Origin of the sequence: Mesorhizobium sp. Cs1299R1N3 (assembly GCF_037179625.1) — a bacterium.
GTDB classification, from domain to species: Bacteria; Pseudomonadota; Alphaproteobacteria; order Rhizobiales; family Rhizobiaceae; genus Mesorhizobium; species Mesorhizobium salmacidum.
Window position 1 is genome coordinate 1 of the sequence record NZ_JAPYKQ010000032.1, and the last position, 22,084, is coordinate 22,084.

Annotated in this window: 17 protein-coding genes and 1 pseudogene; 8 read left to right on the plus strand and 10 right to left on the minus strand. The window is 63.5% G+C overall.

The genetic code is table 11. The features are described from left to right. A pseudogene (locus O7B34_RS30995) lies at positions 1-205 on the plus strand (hypothetical protein); the annotation flags it as partial. A gap of 102 nt (positions 206-307) precedes the next feature. On the opposite strand, the gene O7B34_RS31000 reads toward O7B34_RS30995, so the two are convergent. The 5 genes from O7B34_RS31000 to O7B34_RS31020 form a co-directional block, all read right to left on the minus strand. Beyond that, a complete protein-coding gene (locus O7B34_RS31000; RefSeq protein ID WP_337149516.1) occupies positions 308-1,204 on the minus strand; it encodes a carbohydrate ABC transporter permease in 897 nt (298 codons plus the stop codon). A 1-nt stretch (position 1,205) separates the two neighbouring features. After that, the gene (locus tag O7B34_RS31005) at positions 1,206-2,057 is read right to left on the minus strand and encodes a carbohydrate ABC transporter permease (protein WP_411908769.1); all 852 of its coding nucleotides are present in this window, start codon (positions 2,055-2,057) and stop codon (positions 1,206-1,208) included. A 291-nt stretch (positions 2,058-2,348) separates the two neighbouring features. Beyond that, positions 2,349-3,677: an ABC transporter substrate-binding protein gene (locus O7B34_RS31010; protein ID WP_337149517.1), complete on the minus strand. Its 1,329-nt coding sequence runs from the start codon at positions 3,675-3,677 to the stop codon at positions 2,349-2,351. Between the two features lie 42 nt (positions 3,678-3,719). Beyond that, positions 3,720-4,775, minus strand: a complete 1,056-nt coding sequence (locus tag O7B34_RS31015) for an ABC transporter ATP-binding protein (RefSeq protein WP_337149518.1) — start codon at positions 4,773-4,775, stop codon at positions 3,720-3,722. A 595-nt stretch (positions 4,776-5,370) separates the two neighbouring features. Further along, positions 5,371-6,489 (minus strand): NAD(P)/FAD-dependent oxidoreductase, encoded by a 1,119-nt coding sequence (locus O7B34_RS31020; RefSeq protein ID WP_337149519.1) that lies wholly within the window; start codon positions 6,487-6,489, stop codon positions 5,371-5,373. 102 nt (positions 6,490-6,591) lie between these two features. Between O7B34_RS31020 and O7B34_RS31025 the strand changes: the two genes are divergently transcribed. The 5 genes from O7B34_RS31025 (at position 6,592) to O7B34_RS31045 (ending at position 13,325) form a co-directional block, all read left to right on the plus strand. Beyond that, complete coding sequence (locus tag O7B34_RS31025) at positions 6,592-7,497, plus strand: LysR family transcriptional regulator (protein ID WP_337149520.1); 906 nt, start codon at positions 6,592-6,594, stop codon at positions 7,495-7,497. An 89-nt stretch (positions 7,498-7,586) separates the two neighbouring features. Beyond that, a complete protein-coding gene (locus tag O7B34_RS31030; protein ID WP_337149522.1) occupies positions 7,587-9,665 on the plus strand; it encodes a hydantoinase/oxoprolinase family protein in 2,079 nt (692 codons plus the stop codon). Positions 9,666-9,670: 5 nt separating this feature from the next. Continuing rightward, a complete protein-coding gene (locus tag O7B34_RS31035) occupies positions 9,671-11,656 on the plus strand; it encodes a hydantoinase B/oxoprolinase family protein (RefSeq protein WP_337149523.1) in 1,986 nt (661 codons plus the stop codon). After that, positions 11,653-11,961 (plus strand): (2Fe-2S)-binding protein, encoded by a 309-nt coding sequence (locus O7B34_RS31040; RefSeq protein WP_337149524.1) that lies wholly within the window; start codon positions 11,653-11,655, stop codon positions 11,959-11,961. The genes O7B34_RS31035 and O7B34_RS31040 overlap by 4 nt, the downstream gene beginning before the upstream one ends. Continuing rightward, positions 11,958-13,325 carry an FAD/NAD(P)-dependent oxidoreductase gene (locus tag O7B34_RS31045; protein ID WP_337149525.1) on the plus strand — a complete coding sequence of 456 codons (1,368 nt, stop codon included), beginning with the start codon at positions 11,958-11,960 and terminating at the stop codon, positions 13,323-13,325. The genes O7B34_RS31040 and O7B34_RS31045 overlap by 4 nt, the downstream gene beginning before the upstream one ends. A gap of 16 nt (positions 13,326-13,341) precedes the next feature. Here O7B34_RS31045 and O7B34_RS31050 read toward each other — a convergent pair whose 3' ends face one another. After that, a complete protein-coding gene (locus O7B34_RS31050) occupies positions 13,342-14,667 on the minus strand; it encodes an NAD(P)/FAD-dependent oxidoreductase (protein WP_337149526.1) in 1,326 nt (441 codons plus the stop codon). A gap of 223 nt (positions 14,668-14,890) precedes the next feature. On the opposite strand from O7B34_RS31050, the gene O7B34_RS31055 reads away from it, so the two are divergent. Then, positions 14,891-15,367 (plus strand): Lrp/AsnC family transcriptional regulator, encoded by a 477-nt coding sequence (locus O7B34_RS31055; RefSeq protein ID WP_320212843.1) that lies wholly within the window; start codon positions 14,891-14,893, stop codon positions 15,365-15,367. Between the two features lie 45 nt (positions 15,368-15,412). Here the strand turns inward: O7B34_RS31055 and O7B34_RS31060 are convergent, their stop codons facing one another. Further along, positions 15,413-16,354, minus strand: a complete 942-nt coding sequence (locus O7B34_RS31060) for a LysR substrate-binding domain-containing protein (RefSeq protein ID WP_337149527.1) — start codon at positions 16,352-16,354, stop codon at positions 15,413-15,415. 93 nt (positions 16,355-16,447) lie between these two features. Between O7B34_RS31060 and O7B34_RS31065 the strand changes: the two genes are divergently transcribed. Next, on the plus strand, positions 16,448-18,496 hold the full coding sequence (locus O7B34_RS31065; RefSeq protein WP_337149528.1) for an NADH:flavin oxidoreductase: 2,049 nt from the start codon (positions 16,448-16,450) through the stop codon (positions 18,494-18,496). 63 nt (positions 18,497-18,559) lie between these two features. Here the strand turns inward: O7B34_RS31065 and O7B34_RS31070 are convergent, their stop codons facing one another. The 3 genes from O7B34_RS31070 to O7B34_RS31080 are packed head-to-tail and all read right to left on the minus strand — an operon-like array spanning position 18,560 to position 22,010. Beyond that, complete coding sequence (locus O7B34_RS31070; protein WP_337149530.1) at positions 18,560-20,215, minus strand: ABC transporter ATP-binding protein; 1,656 nt, start codon at positions 20,213-20,215, stop codon at positions 18,560-18,562. Next, on the minus strand, positions 20,212-21,063 hold the full coding sequence (locus tag O7B34_RS31075; protein WP_337149531.1) for an ABC transporter permease: 852 nt from the start codon (positions 21,061-21,063) through the stop codon (positions 20,212-20,214). The genes O7B34_RS31070 and O7B34_RS31075 overlap by 4 nt, the downstream gene beginning before the upstream one ends. Next, positions 21,060-22,010: an ABC transporter permease gene (locus O7B34_RS31080; protein ID WP_337149533.1), complete on the minus strand. Its 951-nt coding sequence runs from the start codon at positions 22,008-22,010 to the stop codon at positions 21,060-21,062. The genes O7B34_RS31075 and O7B34_RS31080 overlap by 4 nt, the downstream gene beginning before the upstream one ends. Positions 22,011-22,084 lie beyond the last annotated feature (74 nt).

A 22,084-nucleotide genomic window follows, 5' to 3' on the forward strand; every position in this document is an offset into this window, starting at 1 on the left:
GAGGCAAAGAAAGCCAGCGTCCGCCTGGATTAAAGGCCTCAACGACCGCCGGGAGACCATCTGTCCGGGAGGGTACGGACGCGACGGGATTTCACTCGCCCGGGCTCGGGAGAAGTGCGTCGACGCGAGGCGCGCCGTTGGCGAAGGACAATCACCAGCGATCGAGAAGCGTCGCCTGAAGGAAGCCAAGAGTTTTGGCGAATTCGTCTGCTAACGCCGTGTTCGGCCACCGGGTATCGTGTGGACTCAGTCGCGATGGCGGAACGCCGGAAATTGCCATTGCTGTCAGTTGCCCTATTGCGCTGGGCTACTCTTTGACCGCCCCTGTCATTGACGACACATAGTGCTCGACGAAGAAGGAATAAAGGATCACCACCGGCAGCGACCCGATCAGGGCGCCGGCCATTAGCGAACCCCATTCGTAGACGTCGGAGCGGACGAGTTCGGTCAGCACGCCCACCGGCACGGTCTTGTTTTCAGACGACTGAATGAAGGTCAGAGCGTAGATGAACTCGTTCCACGACAGCGTGAAGGCGAAGATACCGGCGGAGATCAGCCCCGGCACCGACAGCGGCAGCACAATCTTGGTCAGCACCTGCCAGCGGCTGGCGCCATCGATGAGCGCGCACTCCTCTAGTTCGAAGGGAATGGAACGAAAATAGCCCATCAGCAACCACGTGCAGAAAGGCACCAGGAAAGTCGGATAAGTCAGGATCAGGGCAAAAGGCGTGTCGTAGAGCCCGAGATTGAAGACCATGACCGACAGCGGAATGAACAGGATGGACGGCGGCACCAGGTAGGCGAGAAAGACGGCGAGCCCGACCTGGCGCGACCCGGAAAAGCGCAGCCGCTCGATCGCATAGGCAGCCAACACCGCGGCGATGAGCGAAAGCACGGTAGCGGCGACCGAGATGATCGTCGTGTTGAGCAGCCAGCCCGGATAGGAGGTCTCGAACAGCAGGTAACGGATGTTCTGCAACGTCGGGTGGACCACCCAGAACGGGCTCGATGTATCGTAGCTGGTCATCTCCGCGTTGGGTTTGATGGCGGTGATCGTCATCCAGTAGAAGGGAAAGAGCAGCACGATGACGAAAGTCGCCAACGGAAGGTAGACCGTCACCACGCGCCGCGGCATGCTTTGCAAATAGGTCATGCCACCGTCGTCGCCGCCGGCGGGGTTCGGTTTAGCGTTGATTAGAGCCATCTCAATCTCCGCCGCCTTGCTGCCATCTGCGCCGCTGCAGGCCGAAATAGCTGAACAGGATCGCGCCTAGCAGGAAGGGGATCATCGCTACCGCGATCGCCGCGCCTTCACCGAGTTGCCCGCCCGAAATGCCGCGTTGGAAAGAAAGCGTCGCCATGAGATGTGTGGCGTTCACCGGGCCGCCACGCGTCAGCACATAGATGAGCTGGAAATCGGTGAAGGTGAACAGAACCGAAAAGGTCATGGTGATGGCGATGATCGGCGTCAGCAGCGGCAGGGTGACATAGCGAAACAGCTGCCAGCGACCGGCGCCGTCCAGCGTGGCGGCTTCGTAAAGCGATTGCGGGATCGTCTGCAGGCCGGCGAGCAGGGTTATGGCGACGAAGGGAATGCCGCGCCAGACGTTGGCGGCGATCACCGAAGCGCGGGCGTTCTGCGGATCGCCAAGGAAATTGATGTTGTGATCGATGAGGCCCATCTGCTTGAGAGCCCAGGAGATGATCGAGAACTGCGAATCGTAGATCCACCAGAAAGCGATCGCCGACAACACCGTCGGTACCACCCAGGGAAGAAGCACCACCGCGCGGAAAAAGGATTTGAACGGCAGGTTCTCGTTGAGCAGCAACGCCAGCCACAGGCCGAGGGCGAACTTCAGGATCGACGCGCTCACCGTGTAGAGAAGCGTGTTGAACACGGACAGCCAGAACACGCTGTCGTCCCAGAGATATTCATAGTTTTCCAGGCCGATGAAGACGCCTGGCCTGCCGATGCGGGCGTCGGTGAAGCCGAGCCAGACGCCGAGCCCCAGCGGATAGGTCAGGAAGACCAGCAGCAGCACCACTGTCGGCAGCATAAAGCCAAAGCTAAGCAGCCCGCGGCTTTCCGCAATGCGCGACAAGAAGGAGGGGCGGGGCGGGGCGGCGGCGGTTGTCACGGCCATGAAAAGGCTCCTCTGGTGGATATCGAGTGGCTCCGGAGCCAGCAGTCCTTCCGCCTTCGTGGAGAAGACTGCTGGCGCGCGGATCTCACGGCCCCGCGCTCTCCTCATAGGGCGCCTGCATTTCGGCGGCACGTCTCGACCCACGCTGCGGCCGACCCGAAAAATACAAGCGTCTTCTTCCATGAACGGAAGAAGACGTGCGGACTACACCCGGTAATACCGGTTGGCGCGCTTCTCGGCCTCTTCCATTGCTTCCTGTGGCGTCGCCCGACCGGTCACCGCCTTGGCGAACATGTCGACCAGCACATAGTCGGCCATGGTGGCGGCCGAAGCGTAGCCGAGCGGCCCGGCGTAGCCGTTGTTGCGCAGGGTTGCGGACGCTTTGGCATAGGGCGCATAGTTCGGATCGGCCTTCCAGATCGGATTGTCGTCGTAGGCCTTCAAGGTTTGGCAGCAATAGCCGGAAGAGCCCTTGATCCATTCCGACATCTGCGGTTCCTCGAACATGAACTGCAGATAGGCCTTGGCCGCGTTCGGATAGGGCGTGTAGTTGAAGATCACCGCCGAGGTGACCTGGTAAAGCTCCACTGCCTTGCCGATCGGACCGATCGGCAAGCTAGCGGTGCGGATGTCCTTGGCCATTTCAGTCAGCTTAGGATCCTTGTCCTTGTTGATCCTGGCGGTTTCATAGGCCGAGATACCGTTGGCGATGACGGACAACTCGCCGGCCAGGAAGGCGCGGTTGTTGTTCACGTCGAGCCAGCTTTCCGTGCCGGGGATGAAGGTCTTGTAGAGCGCCTGAGCATATTCGATCGCCTTCATCGTCTCGGGACTGTTGATCACCACCTTGCTGTTCTCGTCGACCATCTTGCCACCATGGCTCCACAACAGCCAATGAGCGTAGTTGTTGCCGTCACCGACGCCATGCCCATGGGTGAAGCCGGCCGGATGGCCTTTAGCCTGCACGGCCTTGCACAATTCGAGGAAGCTGTCGGTGTCTTTCGGGAACTCGGAGAAACCGGCCTCCTTGACCCAGCTCTCGCGGTAGACGATGGCGTTGCCTATGGTGGCCAGCGGCAAGCCGATGAACTTGCCGCCCTTGGTGGCGTAGCTCTTCGGGCCCTCGTGCCAGCCGCCATATTTCTTGCCCAGATGATCTCCGAGATCGGTCACATCGAGGAGCTTGTCGGGATATTGGAAGGGATCGTCGAACCAGACGAACATCAGGTCGGGGCCCGAGCCGACATTGGCCGCGACCGCCGCCTTGGGACGAATGTCCTCCCAGCTCTCCTTGTCGACGCGCACCTCGACACCGGTGGCATCGGTGAATTTCTTCGTCAGCGCCAGCCAGGCGGTCTCATCGCCCTGAACAAACGGCGACCAGCGAAGGAGCCTGAGCTTGGCGCCTTTTTCGGGCGTGTATTTCGGCGCATCCTGGGCAAAGGCTGGCGTGCCAAGCAGGCGGTTGCCGATTGCTCCGGCAGCCGCCGCACCGGCGCTGGTTCGTATTACGTCGCGTCTGGTGAATCTCATTGCCATTTCCTCCTGTTTTGATTGGCTGAGACCTCGGCATGTTCAAAGCCGGCGGCCCGTATCCGCGTCAAAGAGATGGATCAGGCTCGGCTCGGCGGCAAGCTTGACGGTTTCGCCGGGCTGGAACGGGTGTCGCTCCCGGAAATTCGCGACGATCTCTTCACCGCCAGGCGCGCGGCCGATGATCTGCAACTCCGACCCGGTCGGTTCGACGACCGAAACGGTGATGGGGAAGCCGTGGTCGGAAAGGCGCAGATGCTCGGGCCGTATGCCAAGCACCACCGGACCGTTATTCAGGTTTTGCGGCGTACGCGGCAAATCTATGGCGACGCCGCCGCTGCCTTCGAAGCCGCCGGCGCCAATACGGCCTGTCAGCATGTTCATTGCCGGGGAGCCGATGAACATCGCCACGAAAAGATTGTCCGGCCGGTCATAAAGATCGAGCGGTCGCCCGATCTGCTCCACATTGCCGTCATGCATGACGACGATCTTGTCGGCCATCGTCATCGCCTCGATCTGATCGTGAGTGACATAGACGGTCGTGGTCTTCAGGCGCTGATGCAGTTCCTTGATCTCTGCGCGCATCTGCACGCGCAGTTTGGCATCGAGATTGGAGAGCGGCTCGTCAAACAAAAAGACCTGTGGGTCGCGCACGATCGCCCGGCCCATGGCCACGCGCTGCCGCTGCCCGCCCGAAAGCTGCCGGGGATAGCGCGACAGCAGCGGCGTGAGGTTGAGAATTTCCGCGGCACGCTCGACCTTGCCATCGCTCTCCTGCTTCGAGACACGCTTCAACATCAAGGAGAACGCCATGTTCTCGCGCACCGTCATATGTGGGTAAAGCGCGTAATTCTGGAACACCATGGCAATGTCGCGTTCCTTGGGGGCGACCGTGTTGACTATGCGCCCGCCAATGGCGATCTCGCCGCGCGTGATGCTTTCGAGGCCCGCGATCATGCGCAACAGTGTCGACTTCCCACAGCCCGACGGGCCGACCAGCGTTACGAACTCGCCGTCTTCTATATCGATCCCGACGCCATGGAGAATTTCGGCGGCGCCGAAGGATTTGTAGACATCGCGGATCGCAACGGATGCCATCGATTCCCTCCCGAGCGATGCGACGCCTGCGAGGGAGACGTCCACTCCATACATACGCAGCTTGCAGTCTTGCCACGTCCTCCATATGAATTGGTAGCGCTACCAGCAGCGCATGTAAAGCACGGCCGGAAGGCTGGCGGATTTCCGAATGGCACGCCTTGCCACCCCTTTCTGCGACCATTCGATATCATGGCTTCTCTCATCTCTCGCACGAGCACATCTTGCGAAACATGGACCAAGATTGTGATCTCGGAAGCCTTGAAGAAGACCATGCACCATCCGGACTGCTTTGTTCCGCGGCAGTACGGCACACCCCTATTCTTGACCCGCAGCAAGCGCCACCCCCAATGTGATGAAAATCCCACGAACCGGTCCTGCGCCAAGTGGCTGACAGAGCGATTCTGCGCCTTGCAAGCGCTCTCGCGCGCCAAGCTGCGCGCGAGACCACGCGCAGGCCAGGAAAATCCATCGTGAATCGAGCCGCGATCTACCCATGCCTCTCAACCGATCTGCAGAATGAACGACCGATAGACGATCAACTCGCGTTGTGTCGAACGTACGCCGAACGTGAGGGTTTGGACGTTGTCGCAACCTTTCAGACGGCGCGGCCGAAGCGATCGACCCTGAAATCATCGAGCGGCGTTTCGCATCGGTCGGTCAAGATGAGTTCGGCCATTGCGTCGCCGACGCCTGGGCCGAGCTGGAAGCCGTGTCCGCTGAAGCCGAAGGCGTGGAACAGGCCTGGCGTCGTCGCCGAGCGTCCCATGACCGGCAGCATGTCCCTGACATAGCCCTCGCAGCCTGACCAGGTGCGGATGACGGTGGCCCGCGCGATTGCCGGCAGCAGCCGCACGACGGCACGCAATTGCGTGGGCAGGCGCATGGGGTCGGCGGCCGCATGGCCTGGGTCGAGATCCACCGACACTCTTTCGGCGGCGCCGCCGAAGACGATGTTGCCCCGCTCGACCTGACGCAGATAGGCGCCATGGTTCTTGTCACGCGTCCAGATGCCGACCACCGGCAGGATCCGGTGCGGCAGTGGTTCGGTCACGCCCATTTGGGGGCCACGCGCGTCGAGCGGAACCTGTTCGCCGAACTGTGCGGCGATGCGTGCACCCCAAGCTCCGGCGGTGTTGAGCAGGCACTCGGCGGCGAATGTACCTTTTGAACTGGTGACAAGAAAGCTGGAGCCGGTGTGCCTGACAGTCTCGACCTCCGCTTCCTCGACGATTTCGGTGCCCAGCTGGCGGGCTGCCTCGGCAAACGCGGGTGCAATCAGCCGCGGATTGCCGCTGCCATCATGCGGCGAGAACGACGCCGCGATCGCATCGGGACCGAGGCCGGGAAAGCGGGTGTGTATCTCTCGCGGGCTGAGTTCCTCCAGCTCAAGTCCCCAGGGCCGCGCCGTCTGGGCGTAAGTTCGCATGTCGGCGAGACTGGCTTCATCGAAGATCAGCCGGATATGGCCGGTTGCGCGGAATTCGACGTCGCGGCCAAGCATTTTCTCGGCCTCGCCCCAGAGCCTGAGCGAGCGATCGGCCAATGGAAGCTGGGACAGATGACGCCCTGTGCGCCGGATGTTGCCGAAGGAGGCGACCGTTGCCCCGCTTCCGATCCGGTTCCGCTCGATCAGCATCACGCGCGCGCCGCGCCGGGCGAGGAAATAGGCCGAAGCCGTCCCCATCAGTCCGCCGCCCAGCACGACTACATCCATAGCGCCCTCTAACAATCAATCCCAGCCGATCTTGTCCGCGCCGCGCTATTGCGTCAAAGATGGGTTTGGACAGAAGCCATAAGTTTTACCTATGGAGTAGCCATGCGGGCCCGGCAGCTCGAAGTGTTCATCGCCGTGATGCGCGCGGGTACCGTGACCGCCGCGGCGCGGATGCTGAACATCTCCCAGCCTGCGCTCAGCCAGATCCTGCTCCACGCCGAGGACGAACTCGGCTTCACCCTGTTCGAGCGGGTGAAGGGCCGTCTGCGACCAACCCCGGAGGCGTTAGAGATCTTCCCCGATGCCGAGAGGTTGTCGGCGGGGCTTGAGGGCTTGCGCCGCAAGACAACCGACCTGCGCCTGGGTCGGGCAGGGCTGGTGAGGGTTGCGGCATCGCCGCCGCCGGCAATGGCGATATTGCCGCGTGCGTTCACCAGATTCCGGGCGCAGCATCCCAACGTAATGCTGCGCGCCCATAGCGCGCCGATCTCGGCAATCGTCGACATGCTGCGTGCGGGCGATGTCAGCCTCGGCGTTGCCATGGACGACCGGCTGCCTCCGGATATCGAGGCGGAGGTGGTCGGCAGCCTCGGCTTCGTATGCCTGCTGCCCGCCGGGCACGCGCTGCGAACGAAAACCGAGCTGACGCTCGCCGACCTTGTCGGAGAAGCGTTGATATCCTATCGCGGCAACACCCGCCCTGCCGATGAACTGGCCCGCGCGGCCCAGGCGCAAGGCGTGGCGCTTTCGCCGTCGCTGGAGATCGACGTCTCCATCTCCGCAGTCGGCTTCGTCCAGGCCGGCCTGGGCATCGGCTTGGTCGATGCGCTGCTGCCGTGGCATCATTTTGCTGGGCTCGCGGTCAGGCCACTCGCGGCCGGGCCGGAATTCCCGATCGCGCTTCTCATCTCGCGCACGCGAGCCCTTTCGCGGGCCGATGAGATGATGCGCGATGAAATCCGCGCGGCCTGTTCCATCGTCCTGGATGAACATCGCGCTAAGGCATAAGCAGGACTTATATCCTTGCCCGTCATACGTCTTGGACCCGCACCATCCGCTCGTGCCAGCTTTGGTCGTCAGACAGGAAGGAACGCATCATGGATGGCGCCATCGCGGCGAACTGGGCAGGGAACGAGGCCGACTGGAAGGTCGGCGTCGATATCGGCGGGACTTTCATCGATTTCTGTGCGCTTGAAGTAAACTCCGGACGCGTCGCCTCGCTGAAGGTGCTGACGACACCGGAAGATCCGGGCGCCGAGCTGATGACCGGCCTCGCCCTTCTGGCCGAGCGCGAGGGCTTTGATCCCACCCATATGACGCGCTTCGTGCACGGCACGACGGTCGGCATCAACACGATCATCCAGCGCAAGGGCGCGCCGCTCGCGCTGTTCACCAATGCCGGCTTCGAGGACGTGATCGAGCTCGCACGGCTTCGAATGCCGGACATGTATTCGCTGTTCTGCTCTCGGCCGGACCCGCTGATCTCGCGCGACATGGTGTTCGGCATTCCGGCCCGCATGCGCGCCGATGGCAGCGAGACCAAGGCACCTGATGTGGCAACCGTTGAAAGCGCGGTCGCGGCGGCGAAGGCGAACGGGGCGCAAGGTATCATCGTGGCCTTCCTTCATTCCTGGCGCAACGCCGCGCAGGAGGCCTCGGTTAAGTCTACTATTGCGCGCCTCGCACCCGACCTCTTCGTCTTCACCTCGGCCGAGGTCTGGCCGGTCATTCGCGAATACGAGCGCAGCTCCATCGCCATCCTCAACGGCTATGTCCATCCGCGTGTCTCGGGCTACCTGACGGCGCTGGAAGAGCGGTTGAAGAGCCGCGGCGTGCCGGCCCGTCCGATGCTGACGAAGTCGAACGGTGGGCTGATGAACGCTGCCGAAGGCAAGCAGGCCTGTGTCAACATGCTGCTTTCGGGTACGGCTTCAGGGGTCATCGGCGCCGCGTGGCTGGCGCGTCAGGCCGGCGAGGACAGGATACTTACCCTCGACATCGGCGGCACCTCGGCCGACTTCGCACTCATCATCGACGGTAGGCCACAGTTCGGCACCGGCGAACTGATCGGCGAGTTTCCGCTCCATATCCCTTCCGTGTCGGTGAATTCGATAGGCGTCGGCGGCGGCTCGATCGCCAGCGTCGACGCTCAAGGGGTGTTGCGGGTCGGGCCCGAGTCGGCCGGCTCGACGCCGGGACCGGCTTGCTACGGCCGCGGCGGCGAGCGGGTGACCGTGACGGATGCCATGGTGGTATGCGGATGGCTCGGCCACAGCGAGATGGCCTATGGACAACTCAGCATCGATACCGGGCTGGCGCATCGCGCGGTCGGCGAGCTTGCGAGGCGATTCGGCCGCCCGGTCGAGCAGACCGCGCAAGCGATCCTCGACATCGCGGTGTCGGAGATGTTCGTCGAGGTCGAGAAACTCGCATCGCGCGCCGGCGTCGACTTGCGCGATTTCACGCTGATGCCCTTTGGCGGCGGCGGCCCCATGCTTGGCGCCTTTCTCGCCCGCGAACTCGGCATGAAGCGCGTCATGGCGCCACGACGCCCCGGCGTGGTGTCGGCACTGGGCGGACTGGTGGCGGATCTGCGCGGAGATTTCATTCGCACCATTTTCTCGCCGCTGTCGGCCGCCTCGCTCCCAATTATCCGCGCGGCTTTCGAGGCGCTCGCAAGCGAGGGTCGCGACTGGCTCGCGGCGCAGGGGCATGACGCGGCCGCTGAGCCCAATTTCTCCTGCGATATGCGCTATCTCGGTCAGAGCTATGAGATCGAGGTCGTCCTTTCGCCGGAATGGCTCGAGGAGAGTGACGCAGAGGCCATCGAGCAGGCCTTTCACCGCACCCATGAGCGGCTCTACGATTTCCACGACCCGGACGGCGAGATCGAGCTTGTGAACATCAGGCTGTCCGCCGTCGGCGCGGGTCCGGCGCTCTCCTTTCCAGAGATCGACGAGATCGACGTCTCCGCCAGTCCGGCGCGCCAGCTTCCGGTCTATACAGGCCTGGGCGTCGAGACCGTCGACCTCCACGACCGGCAGACTCTTGTGCCTGGCAGTAGCTTCCAAGGGCCTGCCGTGGTCGTTCAGGAAGACACCACCCTTGCCATTCCCGCCGGAGTGCAGGCGCGGGTCGATCGCCACCTCAATCTTCTTCTGACCTTCGCGGAGTGACGCCTTTGTTTGACCGGACAAACCTTCAGGTTCTGGCGAACCATGCCCGCGCGGCCGCCGAGAACATGGCCCATACGCTACACCGCACCGCGCATTCCGCCTTCGTCAAGGAAACGCAGGACTTCACGGTGATGCTGATGGACCGCTCGGGCGCGACCTTCGCCGTCCCCATGGAACTCGGCGCCACCTGGTATCCCGGGCTTTCGTATCGCCGTGCGATCGCAATGGTGGACGACTACCGGCCTGGCGACGTTGCCTTCACCAACGATCCTTATTCAGGCTATGTCGCCACCCATGCACCCGACACCCATCTGTGGAAGCCGGTCTTTGTCGGTGGCGAGATCGTCGCCTGGACCGGAGGCCACATCCACAACACCGACATGGGTGGGGCGGTGCCGGCTTCGCTCAGCCGGGCGCTGACCGAAATCCATCAGGAAGGCATCCGCTTTCCGCCGATGAAGCTCGTGAATGAGGGCGTATTCGACGAAATGATCCTGCGCATCATGAGCACCAATGTGCGCAAGCCGGATCTCAACATCGGCGACATCAAGGCACTCGTCGGCGCGCTCAACACCGGCGAGCGCAAGATCCAGGCAATGGTGCGGAAGTTCGGCAAGATAGGCTTCATCGAAGGCGTTGCCGCTCTTCTTGACCACGCGGAGGCGCAGGCGCGCGACGTGCTGCGCTCCATGCCTGACGGCACATGGGAATTCGCGGATTATGCCGACGAGGATTCGGTCGAGGCCAATCCCTGCCGGCTGAAGCTGACGCTGACGATCAAAGGCGGGGAGGCGGTGCTCGACTTCACCGGCTCCGATCCGCAACTCGGCTCCTCGCTCAACGTGCCCTCGGGCGGCGACCCGCGCCACACCATGCTGCTGGTGGGCGTCTATTACGTTCTCTACACGCTCAACCCGAAAATCCTGCTCAACACCGGCCTCACCAGGCCTTTCACCTGCATCACCCCTGAAGGTTCGGTGCTGAACCCGGTCCACCCCGCCGCCGTCGGCATGCGCTCGCTCACGTGCGCCCGGCTGCGCTCGGTCATCTTCGGCGCCTTTTCGCAGGCAGTGCCGGAGCGCCTGCCTGCGGCTCCGGCCGGCAACAATTGCATCATCAACGTCATGACGACGGATGAGCGTACCAGCCGGAGCGTCATCGCGGCGGTGAACCCCGTGGTGGGCGGCGGCGGCGCCATGCCGCATCGCGATGGCACCAACGGATCGGGTGCCGATGCCGCCTATCTCAAGAACACGCCGATAGAGATCACCGAGACCGAGACCCCGGTCGAATTCGTGAAATACGGGCTCGCCAGGGACAGCGGCGGGGCGGGCCGCTGGCGCGGCGGGCTGGCGACCGAAATGGCTTTCCGCGTCTTTGCTCCGGACTCCAGGATCACGGCCCGCAACCGCGACCGCAGCTTCTTCCGACCCTGGGGCGTGCTGGGCGGCAAGGCGGCTGGCCTGTCCGATATGGTCGTCAATCCGGGGGGCGAGCACGAGCGGCGGCTGGGCAATATCGACACGGCGGTCCTGCAGCCCGGCGACAAGCTCGAGATCCGTTCCGCCGGCGGCGGCGGACGCGGTGATCCGTTTCAGCGCGAGCCCTGGCGGGTCGCGCAGGACGTGCGGCGCGGCTATGTCTCGCCGACAGCCGCCGAGCGTGACTATGGCGTCGTCATCCGCGGCGGCGAACTCGATGAGGAGGCGACGGAGCGACTGCGGGCAGGGCACAAGCCATCCGTCACTCCTTTCCATTTCGGTCCGGAGCGCGATGATTACGAAGCGCAGTGGACGCCGGCGGCCTATGACCAGCTTCATGTGGTTCTGGATGCTTTGCCGATCCATTGGCGCTTCTTCGCCAAGACGGAGATCTTCCGCCGTATGAAAGGACGCTCCGGGCCGGAGGGCGTTCAGGCAGCCTTCGATGCGGTCTGCGAACGCTTCCCCGAATTGCCGCATCCTCACCAGATACAAGAGGCCGCGGAATGAGCACGGCCGGCCGTATCGTCCGGCTGGCCGAACGCGATCGGGTACAGGTGCACTTCTTTCTCGACGGTGAGATGCGTCACGCGCTGGCCGGCGACACCGTGCTGACCGCCGTGCTGGCTTCTGAACACGCCTTGCGAAAATCCGAGTTCGGACCCGAGCCGCGCGCAGGGTTCTGCCTGATGGGAGCGTGCCAGGATTGCTGGATATGGCAGGAGGAGGAGGAGAAGCCGCGTCTGCGCGCGTGCACAACCCTTGTCGCTGAGGGTCTCCGTTTGCGCACGACGCCGCCGGAGAGCTGGCCTTGAACGGGGCCTCACCGCCACGGATTGTGATCGTGGGTGCCGGTCCCGCCGGCATCAGGGCCGCCGCCATGTTGGTCGAGGCCGGACTCCATCCGATGGTGATCGACGAAGGGCATCGCGCGGGCGGGCAGATTTATCGCCGTCCGCCTGCCGGGTTCCTCCGCACGCCAAAGCAGCTCTACGGGTCGGAAGCGGCGAAGGCGCGCGCGCTGCATGTGCTCTTCGACCGGCTGGCCAAAAATGGGCAACTCACCCATTGCGCGGGCAGCTCTGTCATTGCCGCGCATGGAGGCCAGTTGCATGTGCTGGGGGAGGGCGGCGTGCAGGTGGTCGGCTATGAGCGTCTGATCCTTGCCACCGGCGCGTCCGATCGCGTCGCTCCGATCCCCGGTTGGCAGAATGCCGGCGTCTACAGTCTTGGCGCGGCGCAAATCGCGCTCAAGGCGCAAGGTGTGGCGCTTGGGCGGCGGATCGTCCTGGCAGGATCGGGGCCTTTGCTGACGCTGGTCGGCGCCCAGCTCGTCGAGGCTGGAGCGGATGTGGCCGCGGTGCTTGATACGTCTCCCTGGCATCAACAGGTGCAGGGATTCTCAGGCTTTGCCGCCCGGCCGGTCGTTGCGTTGCGCGGCCTGGCCCTGCGGGCGCGGCTCGGCCGCCGCTATCATGCGGGTGTGACACTGGAGCGGATCGAGGCCGACCAGCAGGGCGTCGCAGCCTTGCGCTGGCGCGATGCCAGCGGACGGCAGCAGCTCACTTCCTGCGACATGATCGGCATGGGCTGGCACCTGCGGGCCGAAACCCATCTGGCCGATCTGGCGGGGTGCGCCTTCACCTATGACGAGCAGTGGCGGCAGTGGCTGCCAAAGACCGACGAAATGGGTCGGGCCGGCAACGGCGTCTACCTTGCGGGCGATGGGGTTCGCCTGCTCGGTGCCGATGGCGCCGAGATTGCGGGGCGCCTTGCAGCGGCGGCGTGCCTTGCCGACATCGGGTATCAGGCGCCCTCGGTCAGTGCCGATCTGCGCAAGCTCGTGCGCCTCGAGCGCTTTGCCCGCGGTCTGGCTCGCGCCTTTCCCTGGCCGGCGGCCATGGTACGGGCGCTGCCCGATGAGGCGATCGTCTGCCGTTGCGAGAACGTCACTGCCGCAGCCGTGCGCGAGGGGACGGATTTCGGAAGCGGCGAGGCCAACAGGGTGAAGTCACTTTCACGCGCCGGCATGGGGCGCTGCCAGGGGCGCTATTGCCAGTTGGCTGCCGTTGAACTCGTCGCCGCGCAAACCGGCTGTATGCCCGAAGCCGTCGGCAGGTTTCGCGCGCAAGCCCCTGTCCGGCCAGCACCCATCGGCGTCTTCCTCCGGGAAGACTGATACGGTTTCGTCGGACCTAGAAGTCGGCGACCTTGCCCCATACCGAAGCGTCGAAGCGGCGCGGGTCATAGGATGTCGGATCGACGATCGGTTCCGACCCGGTCACCAGATCGGCAACGAGGTACCCGGCGCCTGGTCCGATGCCGAAGCCGTGCCCCGAAAACCCGGCGGCCAGGAAGAAACCCGGAACGGTATGGATCTCGCCGATGGCGGGCACGCCGTCCGGCGTGCTGTCGATGTAGCCGGCCCAGGCCGCGCTGATCCTGGTCTGGCGAAGTGCAGGCAGGAGCTCGAGCGCCCGGGCGTGGGTCAGCCGGATGGTGCCCTGATCCGGAACCGGGTCGAGGATGCGCATCCGCTCCATCGGCGTCTGTTGGTCGAGCCCCCAGCGTTGCAGGGTTTCGTGGCCCGAACGCATGCCTTGCAGCCCGCCAGGCCCGATGCTGCGCCAGCGCTTCAGGAACATGGGAAAGAACTGCGACGAGAAACGCAGCTGCTGCGGGGTCACGTCCACGCGTCCGCGTCCGCTTATGGCGAGCGTATAGCCGCCGTCGCCACGGCGCGTGGCCGAAATCTTCGCGGTGTGCAGCGCATCCGGCAGGCCCTTCGCACCGGGCGAGACGGACAGGATGGACGAGCGTACCGACGCCTGCGGGAAGCGGAAACCGAACTGGTGGCAAAATGAGGAGGCCCAGGCGCCACCGGCTATGACCGCGGCTTTGGTCCGGATCGTTCCACTTTCCGTGACCACGCCGCTCAGTCGCCCGGCCTCGGTTTCGATACCGCGCGCCGCGCAATTCTGGTGGACGGTGCTGCCAAGCTTGAGGATGGCGCGGGCGACCGCGGGCGCCGCCCGCGACGGATCGGCAGTGCCGTCGGTCGGCGAGAAGACGCCGCCCCTCCAGCTCCCGCCGGTGGCGCGGCCCCGCTCGGTGGCCTCGGCGCTGTCGAGCATGTGCGTGGTAACACCGGCGGTTCTGGCGAAATCACGCCAACGCGCCCAGCCGGCAAGTTCCGCCTCGTCATTGCTGAGATAAAGCAGCCCGCAACGGCGAAAGCCGGTGTCTTCGCCGGTCTCCGCCGCAAAGCTGTCCCACAGGTCGAGGCTTCGGGTTGCCATCGGCAGCTCGCGGGCGTCGCGGTTCTGCTGGCGGCACCATCCCCAGTTTCTGCTGGACTGCTCGGCGCCAATGCGTCCCTTTTCGACAAGCGCGACCTTCAGGCCGCGCCGGGCGAGATAGTAGGCCGCGAAGACACCTACGATGCCCGCGCCGATCACCACCACATCAGCGGATTGCGGTACTTCGCCAGACGTTTCGATTTGCTGCAGCGGCGTGCGCATGATTCCCTCTGCCTTGAAGCTCCAATCTAGCGTGTTGCGCAGGCAGCCGCTGCTGCAGTTGTGGCCGGAGCAGAATTTTATTCCGGCAGTCATATTGAAATCGGGAGTCCCTGCGTTTCAAGTGGCATCCGCTCCGATGGACAGCCCAGCGGGCTGTGGTAGTCTCGACGGTCACCAGCAAGGCAGCATTTTGTGCTGCGGCACTCTTCCTCGGAGACAACCCGTGAAACTCGATCGGATCGATATCAAGATTCTTCACGAACTGCAGAAGAACGGCCGCATCACCAACGTGGAATTGGCGGAAGTGGTGCATCTGTCGCCGAGCCCATGCCTGATGCGGGTCAAGAGGCTGCAATCAGAGGGCTACATCGAGGGCTATTCCGCGCAGGTCAATATTGGCAAGCTCGGCCAGACATTGACCGTCTTCACCGAAATCACCTTGAAGAACCACCGCCAGGTGGACTTCGCTCGTTTTCTCGCCGTCGTGGACAAGATCGAGCAGGTCATTGAATGTCACCTTGTGTCGGGTGGCTACGACTACCTGATGAAATTTGTGACCTCCGGCATCGCTGAATACCAGACGATCATGGAGCGGCTGACCGACATGGATATCGGCATCGACAAGTATTTCAGCTTCGTCGTGCTGAAGTCTCCCATCGTCAAGGCGCACATGCCGCTGCCCAGTCTGTTCCCGAGGTAGTCAGTGGTCGCCGGCGCCGCGCGTTGCAGTTGTCCCCGCAGCCCGCTACAAAATGTCCAGCCGCAGTATCGCGTGCAATGCTTTCAATTCGGCTTGCATCTCGGCGATCATCCAGGCGCTGATGTCAGAGACGACAGGCCGTACCGGCTTTGAGCGCGGTGCAATCAGCTGATGAATCCGGCCCGTCTTGATCTGCCTGTCCGAGGCCGGAACAAGCGTTCCCTGAAGCAGCGCCCTTGAAACATTGCTGAGCCAGCCGAGCGCCACGCCTTCCCCGTTCATCGCTGCCTGAAGGACGACCGCGTAGTCCGAGAACTCGAGCCACTTCGCCCTGCTGGTCTTGCGGTCCGCTACACCGCCCCAGGCGTCCAGCCACTGCTCCTTGGCGTCTGTAAGATGAAGCAGGACGTGACCGTCCCCGGTTCCGGCATGTATCAACCGACCGTGGGCCGACAGATAGGATGGACTGCATACGGGAACGATGATTTCCGGCGAAAACGCCCAGCGGTGATACTGCGTATCGTCATCGGTCAAGATTCTCGTGGCAAGGTCTACATTCTCGGCAGGCCCTCGTAGAACGCCGGCGATCAATTCGAACCTCAGGTCCACATCAGGAAATCTGTTGTTGAACGCCCCTAATCTGGGAACAAACCAGTGTGTTGCCAGAGAACTCGAAAGGGAAAGGGTAACCAGCGGCTTTGCAGCGCGGTTCTGCCTGATCTCCCGGATCACCTGCGCGATGCCTTCAAATCCCTCCCGTACAGCCGAATAAAGGGCGCGCCCTTCCGGGGTCGCGGCCAATCCCGTTGGCTCCCGGGTGAACAGAGCGGCGCCAAAATCGGCTTCGAGCTGGGCGATGCTGCGGCTAACGGATGGTTGAGTGACGTTGAACTCCCGCGCGGCGGCCGTGAAGCTGCCCAGCCGGACAGCAGCCTCGAAAACGAGAAGTCCGCGCGCGGAAGGAACGAGTTTTGCAAAACCAGCCATACGTCCAGCGTATATCCACCCCAACAATTTTCAAGCTTTCTGAAGTCCCGTAAAGGGCAGACTATAACTCTCAGGAATGGCACGGAGCAGGACGTGAACGTAGCGGCATCTCAAGCAGACAGCACATCCGGCGATCCTCTGCTTCAGCCGTTCCGGCTCAAGGGTCTGACGCTGCGCAACCGCGTCGTCAGCACCAGCCATGCCTCGATGCTGGACGAGGGCGGCCTGCCGCTCGAGCGCTACCAGCTCTACCATGAAGAGAAAGCGCGCGGCGGCCTGGCGATGACCATGGCGGGCGGCTCGGCGATGACCTCGCCCGACTCGAGCTGGGGCGGCGGCCAGCTGGACCTTTCGAGCGATCGCATCGTCCCCCATCTTCAGTCTCTGTCGCAGCGAATCCATCGCCATGGCGCGGCCGTCATGTGCCAGGTCTCACATCTTGGCAGGCGCGCCACCGCCTATGCCGGGAACTGGCTCCCGCCGGTGGCGCCGTCACGCGTTCGCGAGACGCGAAACCGGAATTTTCCGAAGGCGATGGACGCAGCCGACATCGACAGGATCGTCAGGGATTACGCAAGCGCCGCCAAGCGTTGCCGTGACGGTGGGCTGGACGGCATCGAGACCGTCACCGGCGGCCATCTCATCGGCCAATTCCTGTCGCGCAGAACCAACAGACGCATGGATGGATTTGGCGGCTCGCTCGAAAATCGCGCGCGCTTCGGCCTGATGGTTCATGAGGCGATTCGCCAGGCGGTTGGCGACGATTTCGCGGTCGGCATTCGATTCGTCATCGACGAGGCGGTCGATGACGGATCGGATTTCGAGGAATGCCTCGCTTTCGCCCGGTTGTTCGAGCGGGAAGGCCATATCGATTTCTTCAATTGCATCTTTGGCCGCATGGACACCGACCTGTCCCTGGCCGAGCAGAACATGCCTGGCATGTTCACCCGCAGCGCGCCGTTTCTGCCGCTGGTTGGGCAGTTCAAGCGAGAGACCCGATTGCCTGTCATCCACGCCGCCGCCATCAGGGATGTAGCCACGGCCAGGCATGCCATCCGCGAGAACCTTGTCGACCTGGTTGGCATGACGCGGGCGCATATTGCCGACCCGCATATCGTCAACAAGGTGATGCGGGGAGAAGAAGACCGCATTCGCCCGTGCGTTGGCGCTTCCTACTGCCTCTACAAGAAGGTGCAGTGCGTTCACAATCCGGCCAGCGGCCATGAAACCATCATCAGCCATGCCATCGCCGGGGCCGAAACGCAGAAACGTGTAGTCGTGGTCGGCGGGGGTCCGGGTGGAATGGAAGCGGCAAGGGTCGCCGCCGAGCGCGGGCACAAAGTCTGCTTGCTTGAAGCCGGAGCGCGGCTCGGCGGGCAGGTGCTCGTTGCGGCCTCCGCCGTCGACCGCAAGAATCTCATAGGCATAGTCGATTGGCGCGTCGATGAACTCGCCCGCCTCGGCGTGGACGTCCGTCTCAACACCTATGCGGACGCGGAGATCGTCCTGGCCGAGAAGCCGGACGCGGTGATCGTTGCCACCGGCGGCGTTCCGGACATGGAATGGCTGGAGGGCGCCGAACATTGCGACAGCGTCTGGGATGTCTTGACCGGCGTCGTGCCGGCGAAGGACGATGTTCTCATCTACGACGAGACTGGACGCCAGGCCGCTATTTCCTGCGCCCTGCATCTTGCCCGCCTGGGGCGCGTGGTCAGCCTGGCCATCGCAGACGACACCGTGGCGATCGAGACACCCTATCCGGACAGGGTAAGTTTCCGCAAACTTGCCTCGGAACTCGGCATCCGGGTTGTCTGCGACATGCGACTGGTCAAGGCGGCGGGCCAAGACAACGGAATCGCCGCCAGATTCCGGCATGAGCTCACCGGTGCGGAAACGGAAATGACGGCAGCCCAACTCATTGTCGAGCGCGGCACGGCGCCCATGGAAGATACCTACCAGGAATTGCGTGCGCGCTCCGCCAACGACGGCGTCACCGACATCGCACTCATGACGGGAACAAAGACAAAGAGGGGTCCCCACGCTGCTGGATCGTTCGTCTTGCACCGCATTGGAGACGCAGTTGCCAGCCGGGATATCTACTCGTCGATCTATGAAGCCTACCGGCTCTGCTCGCAATTGTAGAGCGGATGAAAGCCGGCATGCTGGCTGGCTTCGATGCCGCTGCTCAGCCCGTTCCCGAAGTGGTCAGCGGTGGCCGTATTGGCTGACGAGGTCGGGATCACGGACAAGGCCATCGAGCCAGGTGGGATCGAGCTTCGGCACTGAGGAGAACAGCAGCTTGGAATAGGGATGGGTGGCTGCCTTCACCTTGTCGGGCGTGATCTGCTCCACGCGCTGCCCATTATACATGACCATGATCTCGTCGCAGATGGCCCCGACGACCGACAGGTCATGGCTGATGAAGATGTACGAGAGCCCCAGCTCGCGCTGCAGCTCCTTGAGAAGCTCAATCACCGCGGCCGCCACCACCGTGTCGAGTGCGGAGGTGATTTCATCGCAGATGATCAGCTTGGGGTCGGCCGCCAGCGCGCGCGCGAAATTCACCCGCTGCTTCTGGCCGCCGGAGAGTTCGGATGGATGGCGGTAGCGCAGTGTCTTGGGCAGGCGCACCATGTCGAGCAGTTCGTCGACGCGCTTCGACCGCGTCCGCCTGTCGAGCCCGTGATAGAACGCCAGCGGCCGGGCGATGATGTCTTCCACCGGCTTGGCCGGATTGAGCGCCGTATCGGCATACTGGAACACGATCTGCATCTCGCGCAGCTGGTCCTGGCTGCGTTTCCCCGCCGCGCGCTGCAGTTCCCTGCCGTCGAAGACGATCTCGCCGGCGGCCGCCGGATGGATGCCGGCGATCACCCGCGCCAGCGTCGACTTTCCGCAGCCGGATTCGCCGATGATGCCGAGATTGCGCCCCTTCTCCACGGCCAGGCTGACGGAGTTGACGGCGCGGATGAGAGGCAGTCCGTCATCCCGAACCGCGCCGTAGCCGGCCGTCAAATTGTCGATGCGCAGCAGCTGTTTGGTTACCACATCCGCGTCCGCATGCGCTTGCCGTCGCTTCGGTTCGAACGCGGCCAACAGTTCGCGCGTGTAGGGATGCTGGGCAGCCGAAAGAATTTGAGCCGTGGTGCCGGTCTCCTGCACTTCGCCCCCCTTGAGCACAACGATGTGGTCGGCGATCTGGGCGACGACCGCGAGGTCGTGCGAAACGTAGACACCCGCTATGCCGCCCGCCCGCATGACCGACTTGAACGCCTTCAGCACGTCGATTTGTGTCGTCACGTCGAGTGCCGTCGTCGGCTCGTCGAAGATGACCAGCTTGGGATCACCGATGAGCGCCATGGCCGCCGACAGCCGCTGCAATTGTCCGCCTGAAACCTGATGTGGATAGCGGGCGCCGATCCCATCGGGATCGGGCAGCGACAAGGCCTTGAACAACTTGACCGCGCGCTTTCGAGCTTGTTCGGGAGGCATCAGCTTGTGGATCCGCGTAACCTCGATCACCTGCTCCATGATCGTGGACGAGGGGTTGAAGGACGCGGCGGCACTTTGCGGAACATAGGTGATATCGGTGCCGCGTAGTTTGGCACGCTCCTTTTCGGAAAGTGCCGCCATGTTCTTGCCGTTGACGTTGATCTCGCCGCCGGTGATCCGGCAGCCTGGCCGTGCGTGCCCCATGAGCGAGAGCGCCACTGTCGTCTTGCCGGAGCCGCTCTCACCGATGAGGGCGACGATCTCGCCGTCGGCTATATCGAGGCTGACGCCCTTGATGATTTCGACAATCCGCCCGGCGTCGGTCGTCGCCTCGATCCTCAGGTTCCTGACCTCGACGAGATTGGTCATGCGTCCCGGTCCCTGATCTTCTTCGGCAAATTGTCGATCAGCAGGTTGACGCTGATGGTGAGGCTGGCGATCGCCAACGAGGGCACGATGACGGCGGGCGCCGCGAAAGGCAGGCCGCCGATATTCTCGCGCACCAGCGCGCCCCAGTCGGCGAGCGGCGGCTGCAGCCCAAGCCCAAGGAAGGACAGGCCGGAGAGCAACAGCACGATGAAGACGAAGCGCAGGCCGAAATCGGCCAGCACCGGGCGGATGATGTTGGGCAGGATCTCGGAGCCGATGAGATAGATGGTGCTTTCGCCACGGACACGGGCGACGGTCATGAAGTCCATGGTGTTGATGTTGACGGCGAGCGCCCGCGCGAAGCGGTATGCGCCCGGGGTGTAGATGACGGCGAGCGTCAGGATCAGCACTGGGATCGATGAGCCGACCGCTGCAACGACCACAAGGCCGAACAGCTTGCTGGGGATCGAGTTCATGGCGTCCAGGAAGCGGCTGAGGCAGGTGTCGAGCCAGCCGCCGGTGACGGCCGCGATCATGCCGAGCACGACACCGGAAAAGCAGGCGATGACGACGGCGGCGAGCGATATGCCGACGGTATAGCGTGCACCCATCAGAACCCGCGAGAGCATATCGCGCCCCAGATAGTCCGAGCCGAGCCACAGCCCCTGGCGCATCGGGCCGAAATAGTCGTCGTCGACGATGTCGCCAATCGAATGGGGGATGATGTAGGGCGCGAAGATGGCGATGAGTGTCCACGCCAGGATGACCAGCGCGGCGACGACGCCCACGAGATTGTAGCTGTGGCCGAAGAAGGACCGGCGGGAGGCTGCCGCGCGCGCCACCATCATCTGAGCCTCGGATTGGACATGATGGCGATGATGTCGGCGGCGGTGATGAGCAGGAGATAGCCGAGGCAGAAGATCATCGCGCAGCTCTGGATCAGCGGCAGGTCACGGGTCGCCACCGCATCCACCATCAGCTTGGCGATGCCGGGATAGTTGAAGATCGTCTCGACGATGATGACGCCGCCGACCAGATAGGACAGCGAGAGCGCGACCGCGTTGACGATAGGGCCGAGCGCATTGGGAAGCGCGTGCTTCAGCACCATGCGGCTACGCGAAGCGCCCTTGAGAAGCGCCATCTCGACATAAGGCGTGGAGAGCGTTTCGATCACCGCGGCGCGAGTCATGCGGATCATCTGGGCGGAGATGACGAAAGTGAGCGTGATCACGGGCATGGCGTAGATGCGCAAGAGGTCAGTCGCCGAATGCGCCTCGTTGACCGAGGACAGCGCCGGGAGCCATTTGAGATAGACGGCGAACAGCAGCACCGCGAGAGTCGCGACCATGAACTCCGGTACGGAGATGATGCCGATCGAAAGGATGGTGACGGTGCGATCGTAAATGGAGCCCCGCAACATCGCGGCGGTGATGCCGAGCGTCAGTGCCAGCGGCACCGAGAGCAGCGTGGTGATGCCGGCGAGCTCCATCGTGTTGACAAGACGGCCGCCGATCAGCGTCGCGACCGGCATGTCGTTGGCATAGGAGGTGCCGAGTTCGCCGTGGAGCAAGCCTACCAGCCAGCGCAAGAAGCGCAGGATCGCCGGATCGTTGAGATGCATGGCCTCGCGCAGGCCGGCGACCGCTTCGGGGGTCGCCGCCTGGCCGAGCAAGATAGACGCAGTGTCGCCAGGCAGCATGCTGGTGGCGAAAAACACGGCGAACAGGACGATCAGAAGGGTGACGACCGCGACCGCCAGCCGCTTCAGCACGAGGTTGAGAACCCCAGACGTCATGGAAGCGCTCCTGCGGTTGCGTTCGGCCAAGCCATGTTGCGCAATAGGTGCCAGGGACCGGCTGTCCGGTCCCT

Excerpts from the sequence above, each read along its gene's own strand:
- O7B34_RS31000 (WP_337149516.1), bottom strand. The coding sequence starts at position 1,204 with ATGGCTCTAATCAACGCTAAACCGAACCCCGCCGGCGGCGACGACGGT.
- O7B34_RS31005 (WP_411908769.1), bottom strand. The coding sequence starts at position 2,057 with ATGCTGCCGACAGTGGTGCTGCTGCTGGTCTTCCTGACCTATCCGCTG.
- O7B34_RS31010 (WP_337149517.1), bottom strand. The coding sequence starts at position 3,677 with ATGAGATTCACCAGACGCGACGTAATACGAACCAGCGCCGGTGCGGCG.
- O7B34_RS31015 (WP_337149518.1), bottom strand. The coding sequence starts at position 4,775 with ATGGCATCCGTTGCGATCCGCGATGTCTACAAATCCTTCGGCGCCGCC.
- O7B34_RS31020 (WP_337149519.1), bottom strand. The coding sequence starts at position 6,489 with ATGGATGTAGTCGTGCTGGGCGGCGGACTGATGGGGACGGCTTCGGCC.
- O7B34_RS31025 (WP_337149520.1), top strand. The coding sequence starts at position 6,592 with ATGCGGGCCCGGCAGCTCGAAGTGTTCATCGCCGTGATGCGCGCGGGT.
- O7B34_RS31030 (WP_337149522.1), top strand. The coding sequence starts at position 7,587 with ATGGATGGCGCCATCGCGGCGAACTGGGCAGGGAACGAGGCCGACTGG.
- O7B34_RS31040 (WP_337149524.1), top strand. The coding sequence starts at position 11,653 with ATGAGCACGGCCGGCCGTATCGTCCGGCTGGCCGAACGCGATCGGGTA.
- O7B34_RS31050 (WP_337149526.1), bottom strand. The coding sequence starts at position 14,667 with ATGCGCACGCCGCTGCAGCAAATCGAAACGTCTGGCGAAGTACCGCAA.
- O7B34_RS31060 (WP_337149527.1), bottom strand. The coding sequence starts at position 16,354 with ATGGCTGGTTTTGCAAAACTCGTTCCTTCCGCGCGCGGACTTCTCGTT.
- O7B34_RS31070 (WP_337149530.1), bottom strand. The coding sequence starts at position 20,215 with ATGACCAATCTCGTCGAGGTCAGGAACCTGAGGATCGAGGCGACGACC.
- O7B34_RS31075 (WP_337149531.1), bottom strand. The coding sequence starts at position 21,063 with ATGATGGTGGCGCGCGCGGCAGCCTCCCGCCGGTCCTTCTTCGGCCAC.
- O7B34_RS31080 (WP_337149533.1), bottom strand. The coding sequence starts at position 22,010 with ATGACGTCTGGGGTTCTCAACCTCGTGCTGAAGCGGCTGGCGGTCGCG.